This is a genomic window from Streptomyces torulosus (genome assembly GCF_001419765.1).
GTDB lineage: Bacteria > Actinomycetota > Actinomycetes > Streptomycetales > Streptomycetaceae > Streptomyces > Streptomyces torulosus.
In genome coordinates this window covers 1-20264 of sequence record NZ_LIRK01000240.1, presented here as the reverse complement: position 1 = coordinate 20264, position 20264 = coordinate 1, and the positions used below count along the sequence as shown (strand labels likewise).

General features: G+C 70.2%; 18 protein-coding genes and 2 pseudogenes. 4 read left to right on the top strand and 16 right to left on the bottom strand.

From position 1 onward, the window contains the following. Positions 1-99: 99 nt before the first annotated feature. The 3 genes and pseudogenes from AOK23_RS17070 to AOK23_RS17060 form a co-directional block, all read left to right on the top strand. Positions 100-423, top strand: a pseudogene (locus tag AOK23_RS17070) (PP2C family protein-serine/threonine phosphatase); the annotation flags it as partial. Further along, positions 420-751, top strand: a pseudogene (locus tag AOK23_RS49835) (STAS domain-containing protein); the annotation flags it as partial. The pseudogenes AOK23_RS17070 and AOK23_RS49835, both read left to right, overlap by 4 nt. A 218-nt stretch (positions 752-969) precedes the next feature. After that, the gene (locus tag AOK23_RS17060; protein ID WP_055713564.1) at positions 970-2256 is read left to right on the top strand and encodes a helix-turn-helix transcriptional regulator; all 1287 of its coding nucleotides are present in this window, start codon (positions 970-972) and stop codon (positions 2254-2256) included. A 172-nt stretch (positions 2257-2428) separates the two neighbouring features. On the opposite strand, the gene AOK23_RS17055 is transcribed toward AOK23_RS17060, so the two are convergent. Continuing rightward, on the bottom strand, positions 2429-3598 hold the full coding sequence (locus AOK23_RS17055) for a PucR family transcriptional regulator (RefSeq protein WP_169800305.1): 1170 nt from the start codon (positions 3596-3598) through the stop codon (positions 2429-2431). Positions 3599-3848: 250 nt separating this feature from the next. On the opposite strand from AOK23_RS17055, the gene AOK23_RS17050 reads away from it, so the two are divergent. Further along, the gene (locus AOK23_RS17050) at positions 3849-5000 is read left to right on the top strand and encodes an aminotransferase class I/II-fold pyridoxal phosphate-dependent enzyme (protein ID WP_079049526.1); all 1152 of its coding nucleotides are present in this window, start codon (positions 3849-3851) and stop codon (positions 4998-5000) included. On the opposite strand, the gene AOK23_RS17045 is transcribed toward AOK23_RS17050, so the two are convergent. From AOK23_RS17045 to AOK23_RS16975, 15 genes are all read right to left on the bottom strand, one after another. Next, a complete protein-coding gene (locus AOK23_RS17045; protein WP_055713561.1) occupies positions 4972-5979 on the bottom strand; it encodes a class I SAM-dependent methyltransferase in 1008 nt (335 codons plus the stop codon). The two genes, AOK23_RS17050 and AOK23_RS17045, sit on opposite strands and share 29 nt — an antisense overlap. Positions 5980-6037: 58 nt before the next feature. Further along, positions 6038-7234, bottom strand: coding sequence for a cytochrome P450 (locus AOK23_RS17040; protein WP_055713560.1), 1197 nt, complete (start codon positions 7232-7234; stop codon positions 6038-6040). A 501-nt stretch (positions 7235-7735) separates the two neighbouring features. Continuing rightward, positions 7736-8821 (bottom strand): 4-hydroxy-2-oxovalerate aldolase, encoded by a 1086-nt coding sequence (gene dmpG / locus AOK23_RS17035; protein WP_420823716.1) that lies wholly within the window; start codon positions 8819-8821, stop codon positions 7736-7738. Further along, positions 8818-9774 (bottom strand): acetaldehyde dehydrogenase (acetylating), encoded by a 957-nt coding sequence (locus AOK23_RS17030; protein WP_055713559.1) that lies wholly within the window; start codon positions 9772-9774, stop codon positions 8818-8820. Before AOK23_RS17030 ends, dmpG begins: the two co-directional genes overlap by 4 nt. Beyond that, positions 9771-10583 carry a 2-keto-4-pentenoate hydratase gene (locus tag AOK23_RS17025; protein WP_079049525.1) on the bottom strand — a complete coding sequence of 271 codons (813 nt, stop codon included), beginning with the start codon at positions 10581-10583 and terminating at the stop codon, positions 9771-9773. The genes AOK23_RS17030 and AOK23_RS17025 overlap by 4 nt, the downstream gene beginning before the upstream one ends. Positions 10584-10588: 5 nt before the next feature. Then, positions 10589-11527 carry a 3-carboxyethylcatechol 2,3-dioxygenase gene (locus tag AOK23_RS17020; RefSeq protein WP_055713558.1) on the bottom strand — a complete coding sequence of 313 codons (939 nt, stop codon included), beginning with the start codon at positions 11525-11527 and terminating at the stop codon, positions 10589-10591. Positions 11528-11540: 13 nt separating this feature from the next. Continuing rightward, on the bottom strand, positions 11541-12524 hold the full coding sequence (locus AOK23_RS17015; RefSeq protein WP_055713557.1) for a zinc-binding dehydrogenase: 984 nt from the start codon (positions 12522-12524) through the stop codon (positions 11541-11543). A 194-nt stretch (positions 12525-12718) separates the two neighbouring features. After that, entirely contained in the window at positions 12719-13228 is a 510-nt protein-coding gene (locus AOK23_RS17010; RefSeq protein ID WP_055713556.1) for a GNAT family N-acetyltransferase, read from the bottom strand. A gap of 8 nt (positions 13229-13236) precedes the next feature. After that, positions 13237-14814 carry an acyl-CoA synthetase gene (locus AOK23_RS17005; RefSeq protein ID WP_055713555.1) on the bottom strand — a complete coding sequence of 526 codons (1578 nt, stop codon included), beginning with the start codon at positions 14812-14814 and terminating at the stop codon, positions 13237-13239. Positions 14815-14859: 45 nt separating this feature from the next. After that, positions 14860-15699, bottom strand: coding sequence for an SDR family NAD(P)-dependent oxidoreductase (locus AOK23_RS17000; protein ID WP_055713554.1), 840 nt, complete (start codon positions 15697-15699; stop codon positions 14860-14862). A 3-nt stretch (positions 15700-15702) separates the two neighbouring features. Next, positions 15703-16569 carry an alpha/beta fold hydrolase gene (locus tag AOK23_RS16995; protein ID WP_055713553.1) on the bottom strand — a complete coding sequence of 289 codons (867 nt, stop codon included), beginning with the start codon at positions 16567-16569 and terminating at the stop codon, positions 15703-15705. A 14-nt stretch (positions 16570-16583) separates the two neighbouring features. Beyond that, complete coding sequence (locus tag AOK23_RS16990) at positions 16584-17153, bottom strand: 3-phenylpropionate/cinnamic acid dioxygenase subunit beta (protein ID WP_107102801.1); 570 nt, start codon at positions 17151-17153, stop codon at positions 16584-16586. Between the two features lie 97 nt (positions 17154-17250). Continuing rightward, positions 17251-18468 (bottom strand): NAD(P)/FAD-dependent oxidoreductase, encoded by a 1218-nt coding sequence (locus AOK23_RS16985; RefSeq protein ID WP_055713552.1) that lies wholly within the window; start codon positions 18466-18468, stop codon positions 17251-17253. Then, complete coding sequence (locus AOK23_RS16980; protein ID WP_055713551.1) at positions 18465-18824, bottom strand: bifunctional 3-phenylpropionate/cinnamic acid dioxygenase ferredoxin subunit; 360 nt, start codon at positions 18822-18824, stop codon at positions 18465-18467. Before AOK23_RS16980 ends, AOK23_RS16985 begins: the two co-directional genes overlap by 4 nt. After that, a complete protein-coding gene (locus tag AOK23_RS16975; RefSeq protein WP_055713550.1) occupies positions 18824-20155 on the bottom strand; it encodes an aromatic ring-hydroxylating dioxygenase subunit alpha in 1332 nt (443 codons plus the stop codon). The genes AOK23_RS16980 and AOK23_RS16975 overlap by 1 nt, the downstream gene beginning before the upstream one ends. Between the last annotated feature and the right edge of the window lie 109 nt (positions 20156-20264).

The window sequence follows — 20264 nt, the reverse complement described above, 5'->3', positions numbered from 1 at the left end:
CGGCCGCCGGTGAAGCCGACCGGGACTGAACGTTCTCGAGGCCAGGACCATCACCTTGGCCTTGCCGCGGCCTGTATGGGGCTCTGCTCATCTCTCACTCTGCCCACCCCCGGCGGGCTCCTCGTCGGCGCCCTGCCCGACGCCCGTCTCACGACGGCCGACACCGTCCTGGGCCCCGGCGACACCCTTCTGCTGTACACCGACGGCCTCACCGAAGCACGCACCGGCGAGGACCGGGACAGTCTGTACGGCGACGATGCCCTGCTCGCCTACGCCACCGCTCACTCAGGCGCGGCCCCGCACGCCGTCATCCAGGCCTTGACCCACCTGCTCGCCGGCTTCGGCGACGGCGTCAACGACGACACCGCCCTCCTCGCCCTCGGCGTCCCCGCTCACGCCTCGACAACGAACCGCACACCATGAGCCCACTGAACATCACCTCCAGAGAGACAACCGCCGGTCCCGTCCTGGAGATCACCGGCGAACTCGACTACTCCAACGCCACCCGGTTAAGGGAACTGCTCCTGACCCTCACGCTCCGGCCCGGCCGGCGCCTCGTCCTGGATCTCGCCGGCCTGACCTTCTGCGACTCCAGCGGCATCACCGCTCTGATCGCCGCCCGCAGCCACGCCCACGCCGCCGAGGCAGACATCGCGCTCGCCGCCGTTCCCGCCCACACCCTGCGCATCCTGCGCCCCTCGGCCTCGACCAGATCTACAGGACCCCCACCACCGTTGAAGCAGGCCACACCCCGCAGCCGGAGCCGAGTGTCATGGTCCACCCTCCGTGCCGTTTCACGGCACGGAGGGCTGCGCGTGGGCTTTCCGTCCATTTTCCTGGTGCTGGCCGAGAACGCGGGTGTCCTGGCCTCGGACGGTCAGGAGATCCGACCGCGGTCTTCGAGGGCGCCCATCGGCTCTGCCGGCACTCCGCTGCTTGCGGTGGCCCTCAAAGCGAAGGGAATTCCATATGCCGCAGCGAGACCCGTCCTTGAGGGGCCGTGACAGGGAGTTGGCGCACTTCAGGCAGCTGGTGGCCGGAGTCGCGTCCGGCCGGAGCGCGGTGGTGTTGATCGAGGGACCGCCGGGGGTCGGCCGGAGCAGGCTCCTGACCGAATTCGTGCGGGTGGCGACGGAGTGGGGCTTCAGCCTCGGGGGCAGCCAGTTCTGCTCCCGCGTTCCCGCGCCGCAGCTTGTTCCGCACGGGGAGTCGGCGGGACCGGTGTGCTGTCGGCAGGCTGATCCGGATGCGAGGGACCGGGACGGGGACGACGCCGAAAGCCGACTTCCCGTCCTCATCCCGCAGGATGACGTAAAACATGGCGACGAAGCGCGGCTGCTCTCCTTCTGGGCACCGTTTCTTCCTCGCCGGTATCCGGTGCTCTGGATTCTGGCCCGCGACACCGAACTAGCGGTCAGACCGGCCCGTACCTGTTCTCTTCCGCCCGGTTTGGGACTGGTGCGGATGGAGCTGGATCCCCTGGACGAGGACGCTGTGGCGGAACTCATGGCCGACCTCCTCGAGGCCCGGCCGAGTTCCGAGCTACGGGCGATGGCCGCAGGCGCGTGCGGAAATCCGCTGCTTCTTGTCGAGCTGATCAGCGGACTGCGGGAGGAAGGTCTGATCGCGGTGAAGGAGGACGGGCAGGCGGTCCTGGTGGCGGCCAGGATTCCCGCGCGCGTCAGGAGGGTGTGCGAGGAGTGGGTGAGAAGAGCGGATCTCGCCACCCGCTCGCTGATCTATTCGGCCGCCACCTGTCACCCCTTCTTCACCGTCGATGAGGTTTCCGATCTCCTCGGAACAACAGTGGTCCGTGCCCTTCCCCTCTTCGAAGAGGCGGCTGACAAGGGCATTCTCGTTCTGGATGACAACGGGACCTGGTCGTTCCGTATCAGCCTACTGCGGCAAGTGCTGAGAGAAGCGATGCCCGCTGTTTCCCGCAGCGCCCGCGGAATGGAAGAAAGCAAGGTCGAAGCAGTCCCTCCCGTATGGGAGTTACTGAACGAGCGGCAGCGGGCGATCGCCTCCCTGGTGCGGCAGGGGCTGACGAACCAGCAGGTTGCCAGTCGTATGGGCATTTCACTGCACACCGTCAGCTACCACCTACGGAACATTTTCTTCCTGCTGGGGATCAGTTCGCGCACACAGCTTTCCCATGTGCTCGGGGCGGAAGCATCGAGCCGGAGGACCGGAACCATGCAGAGTTCCGGAGTCCGGCAAAGGAACACCCCCGTTCGTTCCGGTCGCAGGCCCTGACCGTGATCGGCCCCGCACATATATTTTGAGCTCCGAGGGCGACAAGAACGGAGGTGTGATCATGCGTTACCTTCACTGATCGAGGCGCGACAGAGGTGGAGGTCGGCCCGGGCACGGGCCGACTTCGTTTCGACCTCGTCATGCCGGAACGCCGCGCGGATCACGTCCGTTCTCACATGTCGGGCAGTGGCCGACGCGGCCACTCAAGCATCCGTGCTCCCCGCAGCGCCGTCTCCAGGGCGAACCTCTCCTCCGGCACGTTGACGTCATGGTTCGTGAGGTCCTTGACCCGGACCAGCCGGTAGGTCACGGCGCGCACGCTGAGGTGAAGTGCCCGTGCAGCCTGGGTCGTCATACACCCCGCGGCGAAGTAGGCCTCCAAGGTGTCCAGCAACGGCCCCGGGCCGTGGTGCGCACTGGTGAGCGGGAGGAGTACGGCACGGATGAGCTCCGCCATCGCCGCCCGATCACGGCCGAGTACCCGGCGAAGGAGCAGTTCGGAGTCGTCGGGGCCGAGGCATTCGACATCGGTGCGCCGCGCGATCTCGAGTGCTTCGCGCGCCTCTTCGTAGGAGACCCGGATGCCGTGTACGCCGGGCCTCGGGCGGCCGATCCCGATCCGCCAGGACGTCTGCCGCGACGGTCGTGCCTTCAGCGCCTCGGTGACCGCGTCGCGAAGGGCCTTCGCGCTGGTCGCCGGCTCCGCCGAGGCCACCGCCACCAGTGCCACGAGGTTGTCCGCGTACCGTCCCGCGAGGACGCCGCCGGTGGTGAACCGCGTGCGCAGTGAGTGCTCCAGCGAGGGGAGGTCGGGCCACGCCGCACGTAACGGCTTGTCAGGGGAGAGGGCGACCACGGCGTGGCAGGCGCCGAGTTGAAGGCCCAGGCTTTCGCCGTGTTCCAGCAGGTCGGGGAAGGTGGCCCGGCAGGCGAGCAGGTCGTCGAGGAACCGATCGCCTCGCCGGAGGTCCTGGTCCGTGGCCCTCCGGGCGGCTGCCGCGTGCCCGGACAGAATCGACGAGAGCGCGACCTCGGAGGCAGCTTTCATCACATCACGGTGCGGTGCGCCGCCCGCTTTCCTGGACGACAGGGCACGGACGTCGAGCTTCCGTTCGAGTTCGGGGAGTCCTTCCCAGAGGCGATATGTTTCCGCACTGCACTGGATGAAGATCGTTTGCAGGGGTATCTCATGGTCGGCGGCCTTCATCGCCAAGGAACGGCAGGTTTCCAGCTCGTGCCGGGACGGCACCTCACGCCTGGTCGCCGCCTTCGACACGACGGTGGCGTAGTGCACGACCAGTCGCTTCAGAACGTCCTCTGAGGCAAGGGGCGGGTCAAGCACCGGTGGTGGGTTCCTCAGGCGGCCGGCCAGCGGTTGGACCACCGATGTCATGGATTCCTGCTGAAGGTGGCTCACAGTGTGCTCCTCGGAGTACATGTTCTGTACGAAAGAAGCTACCAAGGCGCTCTAGAAATAAGACTGCAGGAACAGGTGGTTTAAGCTACAAGGATCGACTGTTCGTGGGGCGGCTCCATTTTCGCCGGTTGACTGCCTGATTGAATGGGTGGGAACGCGGCCGACATGGTGAGTGATGTTTGGAGGTCACATCGTGAGCGCCCTCGGAGTCAACCGGCATGTGCGGGATTCGGCGTCCTGGTCGATGGTCGACCCGCCCGGGGTCGACCGGTCCAGCTGTTTGAGGCTGGACCGCAATGAAAGTACTCGGCCGGTCTCCAGGACGGTCGCCGCTGCTCTTTCCGCACATCTCTCGGGAGCGGGTTTCCGCTGGTACCCGTCGGACGAGCGTCTTACCGCGGGAATAGCCGAGCACTGCGGGGTGAGGGCCGAGTCCGTGTTGGTGACGAACGGCTCCGACCAGGCCATCGACATCACACTTCGTACGTTCTTGCAGCCGGGCAGCAGAATGCTGGTGGCGACGCCGGAGTTCATTCCCTTTCGACGGGTCGCGGGGTTGCTGGGCGCGCAGGTCGAGGGAGTTCCGTACGAGCCGGACTTCACCTTTCCTTACGTAGGATTCCGAGCAGCCGCCCAGCGGAGACCCGCACTGATCGTGTTCATCAACCCGAACAACCCGACCGGAACGCTGGTGGACCCGGAGTTCATTCGGGAGATTCTCGCCGAGCATCCGGACACTCCGGTGATCGTCGACGAGGCTTATTACGAATTCACTGGGGTGACCGTGGCGCCCTGGGTGAAGCGGTATCGCAACCTGATCGTTTTCCGGACCTTCTCCAAGGCCTTCGCGATGGCGGGCCTCCGGCTCGGGTACGCCCTCGCCGACCCTGCGGTTCTCGAGCAGATCCGCAAGCTGCGCAACCCGTTCGACGTCAATGAGCTGGCGATCGTCGCCGGTGAGGCTCAGTTGGCCGCCGTGGACGAAGTCGACGGCCATACCGAGGACATCATGTCGGAAGTGAAGCCGATCGTTCTGGAGTTCTTCCGCGACCTCGGCGTCCCGGTCGTCCCCGGAACCGCCAACTTCCTGCTGGTGCGGCCCGAGGACGGCGCGGGCACCGTCCGGCTGCTCCGGGAGTCCCGGGTGCTGGTCCAGCCGTTGCACGGCCCGTTGGTCGAGGGCATGTTCCGACTGACAGTGGGACAGCGGCAGGAGATGGAGGAATTCGCCCGCATCTTCACGCATGTCCACCGGGAGACCGGTGGTCGGACGGGGCCGCGTACCCCGTCCGGCCTCGTCACCGGCGCGGAACCAGATGGAACATGAAGCTGTTCGCCGGTGTCTCGATGAGGTGCCGGTCGAGGCAGTGCCAGCCCGACTCCTCGAAAACGGAGTCCCATTCGTCCAGAGTGGGCAGGTAGACGCCCATCACCGCATGGGCCGTCTCGAATCCGAGGCTGAAGATCGGCATGTCCTGGTCGGAGAACGCCGTCGTACGCGCGGTGTCCGCGAGCAGGAAGTGCCGGACGTTGGGGAAGACCTCGCGGATACGCCGGAACGAGGCGACACACGCGTCCCTGGGCCAGAAGTCATGGGCCATCATGAACGAGGTGACCAGATCGACCTCGGCGAACTCGGGTCGCTCCTCCAACGCGGTCACGTCCGACCTGGCCAGGGTGATCCTGTCCGCCACTCCGGCCTTGTCCACCTCGTTCTGGGCGAGTCGCAGGACGTCCGCCGAGACGTCGATGCCGACGCCGCGGACACCGGGCCGTTCCCGGGTGATGTCGATCAGGCGCTCACCGCTCCCACATCCGAGGTCCGCGATCGCGGAGAACTCCAGCGACGCGATCACCGGTTTGAACGCCGGATCGAAGAAGACCTTGTTGTTCTGCCGGCAGGCGACGCCGATGGCGGCCCCGTCGCGCCGGTAGAAGTCTCCTGAGCGGTTCTCCGCACGGAGCAGGCGGGGCAGCTGCCCGAAAAGCTCGCCGTATCCGCCGGTGAGCCAGTAGAAGAACCCCTTGGTGCGGTCGGCCTCGGTGAAGTTGGGGCCGGGCGTCACCTGGTCGCCCTCGCGGCGCACCACATCGGCGGCGGACAGCGCGGTGAGAACCGCTCGAGTGGCGTCGGCGTCGAGGCCGTGCCGGGAGGCGAAGTCGGCGGCGTCCAACCGCTCGGCCTCCCGTAGTTCGTCGAACACGCCCACGTCCCAGGCGGCACTGATGGCCGCCGCGGCGATCGCGGAGTTGAAGATCTGGGCACACGCCCGCTCGGGGTCGTGAGGCGCCGGGGCTGCCGTCATGTCGTGGGCCTCTCCTCGTTCGGATGGTGAAGGACGTGATGGATGCCGTGGCGAACGGTCAGTTCACCGCCACCGGAAGGCTGCGAAGGCCGCGTAGCGTGGCATTGGGGCGAGGCACCGCGTGGCCGCTGCGGCGCAGCGACGGCAGGTGACGGATCACCGCCGACATCACCGCGGAGGCCTCGGCCCGCCCGATCACGGAACCCAGGCAGGAATGCGACCCACGGCCGAAGCCCAGGTGCGGATTGGGGTCCCGGTCGACGCGGATCGCGTCCGGGTCGGAGAACTGCCCGGGATCGCGGTTCGCCGCGCCGATGAGCGCCACGACGATCTCACCGCGGCGTACGGTCTTCCCCCCTATCGAGGTGTCTTCGGTGCAGGCCCGGCTCAGGGCCTGCACCGGACCGCTGAAGCGGATCAGTTCCTCGATCGCCGGTCCCATCGGGGCGCCCTCCCGCAGCGCGGTGAACGCGTGGGGGTGGTCCAGGAGCGCGGCGATCGCGTTGGACAGGAACCGGCTGGGTACCTCGAAGCCGGCGTGGAAGAAGGCCCGGACCGAGTTCACCAGCACATCCCGGGAGACCCCTCCTTCCGCTTCGTGCTCGACCAGATGGGCGATGACACCTTGCTTCGGCGGGTGCTCGAGCCACGACTCCACCAGTGCGTTGAACTGTTCGCGCGCCCGGATGCCCGCGGCTTCCGCGTCGGGGTCGAAACCGGAGTCCATGCTGCGGTCGAGATCCGCGTTGAGCCGATGGAACGTGTCGTCCTCCGCGGGCCCGGGAACCCCGAGCAACGAGGTCATGGCCGTCAGCGTGAACGAGTCGGCGAAGTCCCGGACGAAGTCGAACTCGCCCCGTACGGCCAGCGCGGACAGGTCGGTCTCCGCCCGTGCCAGGAGCCCGGCCGTGAGCGCCTCGATGTCCAGGGAACGCAGGGCGCCAAGGCCGAGGTGGCGCAGCGGCGTGTGCGTCGGCGGGTCGAGGGTCTGCAGGCTGAGCAGGGTCTCGGGGGTGGGTATCCCGACCCGGCGGAAGTCCGCCGCGAACCGTTCGGAGTCACGCAGCACCGCCTGGCAGTCCGTGAACCGGGTCAGCAGCCAGGCCCCCAGCTGCTGGTGCCAGTACACCGGAGCGTGCTCACGGAGCCGGCGGTACGCGGGGTACGGGTCGGCGATCATCTCGGCGGAGAGCGGATTGAAGAACTCGTCCTCCAGAGACTGCCCGGAGGCTGCCAGAACAGAGGCATCGGCCATGAAGGGTCCTTTCCGGGGAACCTAGTGGCGGGAGACCGACCCGTGCCTTGGCACAACGCCGGTGGTGTGGCACGCGGAGTGGCGGCAACAGAAGGGGACGGGCCGCCATGGCCCCATGAACAGGCTAGGGAACCCGGCGACACACGGGCAGTTGCCGCTGCTGGACGAACGGCGGCACCGGGATTGCCGCTCACCGGCAGACACGCACCGAGGCAGACATGCCGCGCAGACAGGCACCGTGGCAGACGTGCACCCCGGCAGTCATGCAGTCCGGCAGACACACACCCCGCCAGTCATGTACTCCGGCAGACACGCCCCCCGGCAGACACACCCCAGCGCACCCCGGCCGGACGACTCCACCGGCCATGGCATGCCGGTGACCGGCGAAAGCCGCCGACAGGAACCGGCGTGGCTGACACGCCGGCCCAAGGTGTTCCATCGGGCTGCCCGGCACTCCCGTCGCAGCGACGGCCGACTGGTGGCACCCGCCGGCGCGCGCCGTCAGTGTGGGGCGGTCATCCCCCCGGCCGACGCCAGATCGAGCGCGATGTCCACGATCATGTCCTCCTGGCCGCCGACGAGGCCCCGACGGCCGACCTCCAGCAGGAGCGTGCGGGCGTCGACGCCGTAGCGGGAGGCGGCGACCTCGGCATGCCGCAGGAACGACGAGTACACCCCCGCGTAGCCGAGGGTCAGCGTCTCGCGGTCGACCGTCACGGGGCGGTCGCGCAACGGCCGGACCAGGTCGTCCGCCGCGTCCTGCAGGGCGAACAGATCGCAGCCGTGCTTCCAGCCCTGCAGGTTCGCCACGGCGACGAACGCCTCGATCGGGCAGTTTCCCGCCCCCGCGCCCTGACCGGCGAGGGAGGCGTCCACTCGGGTGACGCCCTCCTCCACGGCGACGACGCTGTTGGCGACCGACAGGGACAGGTTCTCGTGCGCGTGCACACCGATCTCGGTGGCCGCGTCCAGTACGTCGCGGTAGGCGCGGACGCGCTCGCGCATCCCGTCCAGAGTGAGCCGGCCACCCGAGTCCGTGACGTACACGCACGTGGCGCCGTAGGACTCCATCAGCCGTGCCTGCGCGGCCAGTTCGCCGGCCGGGGCCATATGGCTCATCATCAGGAACCCGGAGACGTCCATCCCCAGCTCGCGGGCCTTGGCGATGTGCTGGGCGGCGATGTCGGCCTCGGTGCAGTGGGTCGCCACGCGCACCGAGCGGACCCCCAGCGCGTACGCACGCTCCAGTTCCGCGATGGTGCCGATGCCGGGCAGCAGGAGCGTGGTGAGGACCGCGGTGCGGATGTTGTCGGCCGCGGCCTCGATCCACTCCCAGTCGGTGTGGCTGCCGGGGCCGTAGTTCAGCGAGCCGCCCGCCAGGCCGTCGCCATGGGCGACCTCGATCGCGTCGACGCCGGCCGCGTCGAGCGCGGCCGTGATACGGCCCACGTCGGCAGGGTCGATACGGTGCCGTATGGCGTGCATGCCGTCCCGCAGCGTGACGTCCTGGATGTACAGCTTCCGGTCCACGAGGGGTGTCGCGTCCTCGGCGGCCGGCGTTCCGCTGGTCGTCGCTTCGCTCGTCATCGGGTTGCCTCCGTGAGGGCCGTGGTGCGCTCGGCGATCGACTCGGCGACCCGCAGAGCGGCCGACGTCATGATGTCCAGGTTCCCGGCGTACGCGGGCAGATAGTGGGCGGCGCCCTCCACTTCGAGGAACACGGACACCTTGGTACTGACCGGGCCCGCCCCGTCCGGCACCAGGGTGTGCACGGGTTCGCCCGCGGGGACCGGAGTGAACTGCACCTCCTGCTTGAGGCGGTAGCCGGGCACGTACTGCGCGACCCGCTCGGCCATGGCCGCCACCGAGGCGCGTACGGCGTCGTGGTCGACGTCGCCGGTCAGGCAGAACACGGTGTCCCGCATGATCAGCGGCGGCTCCGCCGGGTTCAGGATGATGACCGCCTTGCCGCGGGCGGCGCCGCCGACGGACTCGATGGCCTGGGAGGTCGTCTCGGTGAACTCGTCGATGTTGGCGCGGGTGCCCGGCCCCGCCGACTTGGAGGCGATGGAGGCCACGATCTCCGCGTAGTGGACGGGGGTCACCGCGGAGACGGCCGCGACCATGGGAATCGTGGCCTGACCGCCGCAGGTGACCATGTTGAGGTTGTCGGCCCCCAGGTCCAGGTGCGCGTCCAGGTTGACCGGTGGGACCACGAACGGGCCGATCGCCGCGGGTGTGAGGTCGATGAGCCGCTTCCCGTACGGGGCGAGCTTCGCGGCGTTCGCGATGTGGGCCTTGGCGGAGGTCGCGTCGAAGACGACGCCGATCTCGTCGAATTGGGGGAGCGCGATCAGACCGTCGACGCCCTCGTGCGTGGTGGGGATGCCGAGCCGTGCGGCGCGGGCGAGGCCGTCGGAGGCGGGGTCGATGCCGACCATGGCACCCATCTCCAGCGTGTCCGACAGGCGCACTACCTTGATCATCAGGTCGGTGCCGATGTTGCCCGACCCGATGATGGCGACCTTCGTCTTCGTCATGCGTCTCTCTTCTCGGAGAATACGGCGGTGACCTCGCCCAGCGAGCTGATCTCGGCCCGGATCCGGGTGCCGGGCGGGGCCGGGACCATGGGGCCCAGCGCGCCCGACAGGACGACCTGGCCGGCGCGCAGGGGATCCCCGAACTCCAGCGCCGTACGAGCCAGCCAGGCAAGGGCGTTGAGCGGGTCGCCCAGGCAGGCGGCGCCGCTCCCCTCGGAGACCGGCACATCATCCGCGTACAGCCGCATGGTGGTGTCGTGCGGCTCGAACTCGTCGAGGCCGAGCCGGCGGTCCGCGAGGACGAACAGTCCGCTGGAGGCGTTGTCCGCGACCGTGTCGGTGAGGCGGATGTCCCAGGAGGCGATGCGGCTGTCCACGATCTCCAGCGCGGCGACCGCGTAGTCGACCGCGGACCGCACACGGGCCGCGTCCAGATCCCCGTCGGTCAGGTCCTCTTTGAGCACGAAGGCGATCTCGGCCTCGGCCTTGGGCTGGAGCAGCCGCTCGGAGGGCACCTCGGCCTCGGCCGACACGTCCATGTCGGCGAAGAGCACCCCGAAGTCGGGCTGGTCGACGCCCAGTTGCCGCTGGACGGCGGGCGAGGTCAGCCCGATCTTCCGGCCCACCACGACCGCCCCGCCGTCCAGTCGCCGGCGGGTCAGCTCCCGCTGCACGGCGTAGGCGGCGGCCAGGTCGTGCTCGCCGATCAGATCCCGGACGGGTGCGACGGGACGGCCCTCGTCGAGGGCGGCGGTGAGCCGGGCGACGGCCTGTGCCACGGCGTCCGTGCCGGCCTGCGCGTGTGTCATGTCGGTTACCGCCCCTGTGCCGTCGCGACGGCGAACCCGGCGATCCACGCGGGGATCGCCTCGTAGAAACGGGACGTCATGTCGTACGGGCCGGTCGCCGCGAGAGAGGCGAAGGCCGCGATCCAGGCGCGGACCTCGTGCGCCGAGCCGCCGCCCTCCTTGGCCATCCACTCCACCGTCCACGAGTCGAACTCGGTGAGCTCGCCGCGCTCCAGGTGGTCGAGGAGGCGGTTGTCCCACGCGGGGTTGATCGGGACCATGGCGGTCGACCCGGCGGCGTACTCGCGTCCCGCCTCGACCACGCGCTGTTCGCCCCTCGCGCGCTGCTCGGGGGTGGGCGGGCGGCCCTCGATGAGCGCGTCGGCGACCCGCGGCGGTGCGCCCTCCAGGACCGGAACGGGCGGGTCGTGCGAGAGACCGCCCGAGGCGAGGAACAGCACTCGCCGGTCGAGTGCCGCGGCGGCCTCGCCCACCGCCGTCCCCAGGGCCCTGATACGGGTCACGGGACACAGCGGGGTGGCCACCCCGTTGACGAAGACCGGCACCACGGGCACCCGGTCGATGCCGCCGAAGAGCACCTCCAGAGGCTGCGCGAACCCGTGGTCGACGGTCATCCGGGCGGACACGGTGAGGTCGACGCCCCGGTCGAGGACACCCTGTGCCAGGGCCTTGGCCGCGCCCGTGTCGACCGACAGCGGGCCCGCCTGAGAACCGAAGTCGCCCACCGCGTGGGCCTCGGTCGCCAGGCAGAACGGCGGCATCTCCTTGTAGAAGAACCCGTTGTAGTGGTCGGGCGCGTACAGCACCACGAGGTCCGGGTCGAAGGCGCGGACGAACTCCCGCGCGCCCGCAACGGCCCGGTCGACACGGGCCAGGACGTCGGCATCCGGGTCGTTCTTGCCGATGAGGGGTGAGTGGGACAGCCCCACGGCTGCTGCGGTCATGGTCGGTCGTTCCTTACTGGCGGAGAGCCGGCGGGTGGATGACGAGCTTTCCGGTCAGCCCGCCGTCGATCATGAGCTGGAAGCCCTTGTGGATGTCGGACAGCGGCAGAGCCCGGTCGATCACCGGACGGGCGCCGGTGGCGTCGAGCATCCGCAGCATCGAGACCAGTTCGGCGCGGGTGCAGCCGGTGGAGCCGATGACGCGCTGCTGGAGGTAGAAGATCCGGCCCAGGTCCGCGGGCGGGTTGGTGCCGCTGGTCGCGCCGGCGATGACGACCGTGCCGCCGGGCCGCAGCGACTTCAGGGAGTGCGACCAGGTCGCCTCCCCGACGGTCTCGATGACGACGTCGACTCGCTCAGGCAGTCGCTCACCGCTGGGCAGGACGGCACGAGCTCCCCACGACAGGGCCTCGGCGCGCTTGGTCTCGCTGCGGCTGGTGGCGTAGACGACGGCCCCGGCGGCCACCGCCAGCTTGATCGCGGCGGAGGCCACGCCGCCGCCCGCGCCCTGGACGAGCACCCGGTCGCCCGCGGTGATGCGCGCCTGGGTGAACAGCATGCGGTAGGCCGTGGTCCAGGCGACGGGCAGGCAGGCGGCCTCGTCGAAGGACAGCCAGGCCGGCTTCGGCACCAGATTGCGGGTCGGTACGACGAGATACTCCGCGAAGGCGCCGTTGTGCCGCTCGGACAGCAGAGCGCGGTTCGGGTCGAGGGTCTCGTCGCCGCGTCCGGCGTCCGTGTCGCCGATCACCGGGTGGACGATGACCTCGTTGCCGTCCTCGTCGTAGCCGGCGGCGTCGCAGCCGAGGACGATCGGGAGGCGGTCGGGGGGATGACCCACGCCTCGCAGCGTCCACAGGTCGTGCATGTTCAGTGACGAGGCCACGACGCGGACGCGGGACCAGCCGGGCTCGGGCTCGGGCTTCGGTACGTCGCGCAGGCACAGCCCCGACAGCGGGTCGGTGGCACTCTGGGAGATGGCGGTTGCAGCTAGCACGCATTCACGTTCGCCCCGACCAGGCACGGATCCATAGCTGGTGTGCCGCTGTGCAGCACGCGCCGTGGGCGGACGCGAACGGTGCCCGCGCGTTCGATCGAGATCCGCACGGTCCCGGCGGTCCCGGAGGTGCGGACAGCCCGCTGACCCGGCCGGCCGGAAGGCGGGTCGGGTCAGCGGGCGGCGAGGGGCGGTCAGTGGGGCATGTCGTCCAGAGCCGTGGACAGACCGGCGACTGCGGGTGGCTCCACGGCGAACAGCACCACGGTGCCACCGGGCAGGTCGGCCTCCCCGATCCGCCGGAACCCGCCCGCCTCCAGGGCGAGTTGGGTGGCTGTGTCGTCCTCGTCCGGCGCGGCGACCACCCTGCGGCACCGCGGGGACAGGGCGAACAGGACAGGGACGAGGTCGCGCAGCAGACGGGCGGCCAGACCGGGGCCGTTCTCGGCCGGATCCGGTCCCGGCAGCACCAGGCCGACCACGAGATCGTGCGCGCCGAACGGGTAGCAGGCGCGCACCGGATGGTCCGGCACCGGGTGCAGGTCCACGAGCAGCTCCGGGCCGCCCTCGGCGGAGCGCACGACGTACGTACGACAGGGGCGCCGGGGGCGCTCCGACGGGGGATCGGCGACGGAGCGCACGGCCCACCGCGCCCCGAGTCGGAGGCCGTCCGGCGTCACCACGGCGTCGAGAGCGGAGGCCATGCGGGGGCTCACACGGTCTCGGCGGGCTGATGTACCTCGACCCAGCGCCGCAGCTCGCCCTTGACGAGCTTGCCGCTGGCGTTGCGGGGCAGATGCTCGGCCACCACGACCCGCGTGGGCAGCTTGTAGCGGGCCAGGTGGTCGCCGGCGAACGCGCGGACCTCTTCCACGGTGGGCACCGTGCCGGCATCACAGGTGAGGACCGCGAGCACGGTCTCGCCCCACTTCACATCCGACACCCCTATGACGGCGGCCTCACGGACACCGGGGTAGGCGGCGAGGACGCGCTCCACCTCGGCGGGGTACACGTTCTCCCCGCCACTGATGATCATGTCCTGGAGGCGGTCGACGATGTAGTAGAACCCGTCCTCGTCCCGGTGCGCTATGTCGCCGCTGTGGAACCAGCCAGCGTCGTCGATGGCCGCGCGGGTGGCGTCCGGGTTGTTCCAGTAGCCGACGGTTACGTTCGGGCCGCGTACGCAGATCTCGCCGCTCGTGTCCGCCTCATGGATGCGCACTCCGGTGACGGGGTCGACGAGGCAGATCTCCGTGTACGGCATGGGTGCGCCCGCCGAACCCGTTTTCCGCAGTGTCAGCTCGGCGGGCAGATAGGTCGCGAACGGTGCCGTCTCGGTCAGCCCCCAGGCCTGCTGGAGCAGCACGTCCCGCTCGGCGTAGTCCCTGATCAGCTGAGGCGGTACGGGAGCTCCGGCGACGATCGCGGAGCGCAGGGCGCTCAGGTCGGCCTCGGCGAAGCCGGGCACGCGGGCGAGCGCCGCGAACATGGCGGGCACCGCGAAGAAGGTGGAGACGCCTTGCCGCACCAGATCGTCGAGGCACTGGGCCGGGTCGAAGCCGCGGCGCAGGACCACGGTGCCGCCCCGCAGGAGGGTGCGCAGGGTGAGGGCGTTGAGCCCGCCGATGTGGAACAGCGGGGCCATCGCCAGGTTGACGTCGTCGGCGCGGGTGTCGACGACGCTGTCGACGTTGACCGCGTTCCACCAGATGTTGCCGTGGGTGAGCATGACGCCCTTGGGCCGGCCCGTGGTGCCGGAGGTGTACATGAGCATGGCGAGGTCGTCGTCGTACAGCGCCACGGGCTCCCGGGCTGCCCTGTCGGGGTCCAGCAACGACGACAGAGGGTTCCAGAGCGCGGCGGGGGAGGCGGTCGCCGGGCAGGCGGGGTCGGTGTCGACCAGAAGGTGCCGGCGTGCCGGCACCTCGTCCGCGATCGACTCGACGAGTTCGCGGTGGCCTTCCTCGACGACGAGGGTGTGGGCACCGCAGTCGTTCAGGATGTGGCGCACCTCGTCCGCGGCGAGCCGGAAGTTGACCGGCACGAAGACCGCCCCGAGGTGCGCGGCCGCGATCATCGTCTCGAAGAACGTCACGCTGTTGAAGCCGAGGTAGGCGATCCGGTCGCCCCGGCGCAGGCCGTTCTCGGCCAGACCGGCGGCGAACGCGTCCACCGTGGCGGCGAGCCGGCCGGCGGAGATCTCACGGCCCTCGTACAGGACGGCGGTGCGGGTGGGGGACTGGGCTCTGCGGCGCAGTGCGGCGGCGGGGCTGATGTCGACGGCGGCCATGGCGTCGGCTCCTTCGATGGCTCTAGTACGGGAAGCGGGCGGATTTCAGAGTCCGGCGCCGCCGGCGGGGGAGCGGAAGCCGCGGACGGCGATTCCGCCGTCCGCGGGGATGACCGCACCGGTGACGGTGCCGCTGTCGGCGCGGGAGGCGAGCAGGACGTAGGGGCCCGTGAAGTCCGCCGGCTCGACGCTGGAGTCGTACAGCGGGATCAGCGGGGGCTGTTCGACTCCGGAGGCCTCGTTCCTGGCGAAGGACGCGGCCAGCGTACGGTCCTGCAGCCCCAGGCTCTGTGGGCCGCGCAGCTGGGTGCGCATGCCGCCGACGGCGACGCCGTTGACCCGGACGCTGGGGGCCAGTTCGTAGGCGAACTGGCGGAGCAGGCCGAGACAGGCGTGCTTGCTGGCGGTGTAGAGGACACCGCCGCCGTCGGTGTGGAAGGAGGCGTTGGACAGAGTCATCACGATGCTGCCGCGGGTGGCGACCAGCTCGCGCCAGGCGGCCTCCACCGCCAGGAGGTAGCCCTTGACGTTGATGGCGAATATCTCGTCGAAGGCCTCGGAGAACTCCTTGCCGGTCAGCCGGGTGAGGCTGCGGTGGTAGTCCCAGATGCCGGCGTTGGGGACGAGGATGTCCAGCTTGCCGAACCGTCCGACGGTGGCTTCGACCGCGCGGTGCAGGTCGTCCGGGGAGCGTACGTCTCCCGGCACGGTCAGCACCCGGCCCCCGAGTTCGCCCGCGGCACGCACCACGTCCTGAAGCTGCTCGGCGCTGCGGCCGACGATGGCGACGTCGGCGCCCTCGGCGAGATAGCGGAGCGCGACGGCGCGGCCGATGCCGGAGCCGCCGCCTGTTATGAGGGCGACCTCGCCCTCCAGCCAGCCCATGGGTCAGTGCTCCTTGAGGAAGTCGGTGACCAGGCGCTCGAACTCGGCCTGGCGCTCCAGCTGCACCCAGTGGCCGCAGCCGCCGAAGACATGCAGCTGGACATCGCGGATCTGCTTGAGCATGAGCTGCGCGCCGTCCAGGGTGATCGTGCGGTCGTCACGGCCCCAGAGCAAGAGGGTCGGCGCCTTGACCTTGTGGACGCGCTGCCAGAGCGGGTCCATGCCGTGCCGCTTGGCGAAGGCGGCGTTGTAGCGGTGGTAGAAGGCGATGTGGGACTCGTCGAGGGACGCCTCGTAGCGGGCCTGTGCGGTGTCCGTCCAGCGCTTGGGCTCGGCGGTCATCACCCCGATGAAGTCCCGCATCTTCTTCAGGGTCGGGCCCTCGCCGTTGTAGTAGCGGAACATCGCCTTCTGGCCCTCGGTCGGGGTGGGCCCGAACGGCAGCCAGCCGCCGCCCGGCGCCATCAGCACCAGCTTCTCCACACGCTCGGGGACGGCGAGCGCGGTGGCGATGGCGGCCGCTCCGCCGAGGCTGTTGCCGAGCAGATGGAAGCGGTCCACACCGAGCGCGTCGAGGGTCTGCAGCAGCGCGTCGACGGTGATGTCGGTGATGCTGCGGGCGTCGAGGTCGTCCTCGGAGGGGCGGTAACTGCCGCCGAAGCCGGGCTGGTCGGGCAGCACCACCCTGAAGTGGCGGGTGAGGGCGGGCAGGTTCTGGTGGTAGTTGGCGACCGCGCTGGCGCCGGGGCCGCCGCCGTGCAACATCACCAGCACCGGTCCCTCACCGGCTTCGCTGACGGCGATGGGACCGAGCGTGGTCTGCACCGTGTGCTCGACGAGCTTCACGTCGGTCGTCTCTTCAGTGGTCACGAGCGGACTCCGGTTCACAGGAAGGTGCTGATGTTCTTGGCGAGCAGGACGTTCTGGTCGAGCAGGATCGTGCGGCGGGCGATCAGCAGCCGCCCGTCGTCCGGATCGCGGCGCAGGACGTCGGTGCGCCCGCCGGCGTAGAGGTCGACCTCGCGTTCCAGGCGGTTGCGGTAGCAGAGGAAGGACGACTCGGCGACGTACTCACCCGGCTCGTCGGCCGCCCGGACCAGGACGTTGGTGATCAGGTGCCGAGTGCGGGAGGGCGGGTCCTCGGCCCAGGCCATACCGGAGTCGAAGCGGCGGATCCGCCAGGCCAGGCTCGCCTTCGTCTCGTCGAAGATCGCCACCTCGCCGGGTGCCCCGTCGGCCAGCGCCTGCTGCCGGCGCAGCCGGTTGGTGCGCACCGGCGCCCAGTAGTGCAGGTCGTCGGCGAACAGCTCCAGCCAGTCGGCGTAGCGGTGCTGGTCGAGGAGCCGCGCCTCGGTGGCGTACAGCCGCTGCACCTCGAAGTGGAGCCGGATGTCCTCGTCGAAGGACAGGGACGAGGTGTCCATGACCGTCGGCTCCGGGGGGTGAATGCTCATCGGTTGAGTCCTCCTGCGGGCCGCGCCCAATGCTGTGATTCCAGCGCGGAGAGGGTGGTTCGGGCGGGAGCGTGCCCGTGGGGGGCACGGCGGCGCGTCACCGCTTCAGCAGCGTGCGCAGGTCGACGCCCTCGTCGGCGAGGCGGGCGGGGTCGACCGCCACACCCCGGTCGACGAGCCGCCGGGCGGCCTTGATGTCACGTGCGCGGTCGATGGCCGCCGCCGCGACCAGCCGGTCGCCACGCAGGCCGAAGACGGTGAAGGCGCCGCTGTCCGGGGCACCGCGCACCGCGGTCCGCTCGGCGTCCGCCATGGTGCCGACCGCCTCCAGACGTGAGCCGTGGCGGTCCGACCAGAACCACGGTGCGCCGGCCTGCTGAAGCGGCCGGCCCAGGATGCCGGAGGCGGCGGCCTCGCCGCCCTGCTGCGCGGCCTCCCAGTGCTCGTGCCGGACGCGGTGGCCGTCGAGGCGGGCCACGTCTCCGACGGCGAAGACGTTCGGGTGTGAGGTGCGCTGCCCGGCGTGGACGACGACGCCGTTGTCCACGCGCAGTCCGGCGGCCTCGGCCAGCCCGGTGGCGGGACGGATGCCGATGCCCACCACCACGGTGTCGGCGGCGACGACCCTGCTGCCGCCCGCGAGGTGGACGAGGACTTCGCCGGCGGCGGGGCGTTCGACGCGCTCGACACCCGAGGTGATCACCTCGATGCCCTCGGCGGTATGCCTGCTGTGCAGGGCCCGGGCGACGCCCTCGCCGACCACCGCGGCCAGCGGCACCGGCACCGGGTCGACCAGGGTGACGCGGCAGCCGAGGGCCACCGCCACCGCGGCCGTCTCGGCGCCGATCAGCCCGGCGCCGACGACCGTCACCCGCGCATCGGGCAGCAGCCGTTCCCGCAGCCGCTCGGCGTCCTCCCAGGTGCGCAGCACCCGCACGGCCGGGTCGTCGCCCCCGGGCACGGGCAGCGTCCGCGGGGTGCCGCCGGTGGCCAGCACGACGCGGTCGGCGCCCACCACCGAGCCGTCGGCCAGTTCGATGCCGCTCTCCCGGGGGCGGATCGCCCGGACCGGGGTGCCGTCCCGCAGGCCGACGCGCTGTCCCTCGTACCACTGCTCGGGGCGCAGCAGGATGTCGTCGCGTCCGGACTTGCCCAGCAGCACGTCCTTGCTGAGTGGTGGCCGGTCGTACGGCAGTCCCCGCTCGTCGCAGTACAGCACCAGTTCACCGTCGTACCCCTGGGCACGCAGCGCGTCGCAGGTGGAGACGGCGGCCAGGCCGGCGCCGACGACGGCGACGCGGCGCGGCGAGCTCATCCGCCGGCCTCCTCAGCGGAGTCGAGCGCCGGGTGCACCCAGATCCAGCCGTCCCGCACCTCGACGCGATGGGCACGGACGGTGACGGTGGCGGGCATGCACAACGGCCGACCCGAACTCAGACAGAAGCGGGCGCTGTGGAGCGGGCATTCGACCTCGCCGTCCTCGATCCAGCCGTCGGCGAGGGACGCCTGACCGTGGGAGCAGGTGTCGTCGAGGGCGTAGTAGACGCCGCCGTCGTGGAAGACGGCGATGGCGTCGCCGTGGCCGGTGATCTCGGCGGGCACCTTCAGGGCCTCGCCGTCCTCGATGTCGCCGACGGCCGCCACGCGGATACCGGTGTGGGTGATGCTCATCAGGTGTCCTTCTGGTGCTCGTGCCAGGCGGGCGTGTTCATCAGATCGCGCCAGCGGGCGTAGAAGCCGCGGGCGGCGCCGTCGCTGTAGAGACGGCCGGTGGTGCCGGGATGGACGCCGTCCTCGGCCTGGAGCCCGATCCCCATCTGGTAGTTGAGGGTCATGGAGCCGGCCATGAAGCCGTGGGCGGTGGCCTGGCACTCGCTCCAGTTCTCGCCGTCGTCCTGCTCGAAGATGCCGGTCGGCCCGAACGTCCGCAGGTTGTACAGCCGTTGGGCCTCCTTCACCTCGGCCGGCATGGACCGGTCGACGATCGTCCAGGCCCACACCTCCATCCGGTCCGGTCCCTTGGGGTGCCAGACCCGGATGGAGCCGTTGACCGGCAGGTAGGAGAAGTTGGGGAAGACGGTGGCGTGACCGGTGGTCATCGGCCCTTCCACCCGTGCGTCGCCGAGCCGTTCCCGCAGCGCCTCGTAGTCGTAGTAGCCGTGCACGACCCGGTCGTCGAAGCGGCTCTTGGCGTGGGTGGGGAAGCCGGCGCCGTGACCGAGCGGATCGGTGTACTGCCGTCCCGGCGTCTGCACGATCTCCGTCTTCGGTCCCTTGCCGGACGGCGACATGACCATCAGCGCCGACGCGTGCGAGATGTTGACGTGGTACCAGTCGGAGGCGAACTGCTCCGCCGCCAGCTTCCAGTTGCCCTCCAGGACCCACTTGTGGACGCCGCCGACGACCTCGGTGCCCTCGGGATCGCGGTCGAGCATCGCGTCCATGTACCAGGTCATGCCCCCGAGCGCCTCGGCCAGCGGCGGCGCCTCGGGGTTCCAGGTCCCGAAGACGAGCCCCTTGTACGTGTCGAGCTGCGCGACCTCGGTGAGTCCCCACTGCTCGCGGTCGAACTCCGCCGGGTAGTCCTCAGCGTTGGGGACGTTGACCAGCTTGCCCGCCATGTCGTACGACCAGCCGTGGTAGCTGCAGGTGAACGCCTTCGTCGCGCCCGCGTCGGCCCGGCAGATCCGCATCCCTCGGTGCCGGCAGGCGTTGAGGAACGCCCGGATCCTGCGGTCCCGGCCCATGGCGACGATGACCGGGTCCTCCCCCATGTACGTGGTGAAGAAGTCGCCCGGCTTGGTGAACTGGCTCTCGTGCGCGAGGAACAGCCAGCTCGGCGCGAACACACGGCGCAACTCCTGCCGGTAGAGCGCCTGGTCACCGAAGATCGTGCGGTCGATCAGACCGCGGTCGAGGGCGAAGTACCCGCTCACGTCGACGGCCGGCTCGGCAACCCGGGCCAAGGGGCGCGCCGCGGGGCGGGCGGGGGTGGACGTCATCGCTGGGCCTCCTCGGACGGGGCCGGGCCCGCCGGGCGCCGCCGGTCCGAGCGGGCGCCGGCGCCGTCGGTGTGGTGTCGCTGCATGAGCCCAGCACACGTCACCACCC

Excerpts from the sequence above, each read along its gene's own strand:
- AOK23_RS17060 (WP_055713564.1), top strand. The coding sequence starts at position 970 with ATGCCGCAGCGAGACCCGTCCTTGAGGGGCCGTGACAGGGAGTTGGCG.
- AOK23_RS17050 (WP_079049526.1), top strand. The coding sequence starts at position 3,849 with ATGTTTGGAGGTCACATCGTGAGCGCCCTCGGAGTCAACCGGCATGTG.
- AOK23_RS17045 (WP_055713561.1), bottom strand. The coding sequence starts at position 5,979 with ATGACGGCAGCCCCGGCGCCTCACGACCCCGAGCGGGCGTGTGCCCAG.
- AOK23_RS17040 (WP_055713560.1), bottom strand. The coding sequence starts at position 7,234 with ATGGCCGATGCCTCTGTTCTGGCAGCCTCCGGGCAGTCTCTGGAGGAC.
- dmpG (WP_420823716.1), bottom strand. The coding sequence starts at position 8,821 with ATGACGAGCGAAGCGACGACCAGCGGAACGCCGGCCGCCGAGGACGCG.
- AOK23_RS17030 (WP_055713559.1), bottom strand. The coding sequence starts at position 9,774 with ATGACGAAGACGAAGGTCGCCATCATCGGGTCGGGCAACATCGGCACC.
- AOK23_RS17025 (WP_079049525.1), bottom strand. The coding sequence starts at position 10,583 with ATGACACACGCGCAGGCCGGCACGGACGCCGTGGCACAGGCCGTCGCC.
- AOK23_RS17020 (WP_055713558.1), bottom strand. The coding sequence starts at position 11,527 with ATGACCGCAGCAGCCGTGGGGCTGTCCCACTCACCCCTCATCGGCAAG.
- AOK23_RS17010 (WP_055713556.1), bottom strand. The coding sequence starts at position 13,228 with ATGGCCTCCGCTCTCGACGCCGTGGTGACGCCGGACGGCCTCCGACTC.
- AOK23_RS17005 (WP_055713555.1), bottom strand. The coding sequence starts at position 14,814 with ATGGCCGCCGTCGACATCAGCCCCGCCGCCGCACTGCGCCGCAGAGCC.
- AOK23_RS17000 (WP_055713554.1), bottom strand. The coding sequence starts at position 15,699 with ATGGGCTGGCTGGAGGGCGAGGTCGCCCTCATAACAGGCGGCGGCTCC.
- AOK23_RS16990 (WP_107102801.1), bottom strand. The coding sequence starts at position 17,153 with ATGAGCATTCACCCCCCGGAGCCGACGGTCATGGACACCTCGTCCCTG.
- AOK23_RS16985 (WP_055713552.1), bottom strand. The coding sequence starts at position 18,468 with ATGAGCTCGCCGCGCCGCGTCGCCGTCGTCGGCGCCGGCCTGGCCGCC.
- AOK23_RS16980 (WP_055713551.1), bottom strand. The coding sequence starts at position 18,824 with ATGAGCATCACCCACACCGGTATCCGCGTGGCGGCCGTCGGCGACATC.
- AOK23_RS16975 (WP_055713550.1), bottom strand. The coding sequence starts at position 20,155 with ATGACGTCCACCCCCGCCCGCCCCGCGGCGCGCCCCTTGGCCCGGGTT.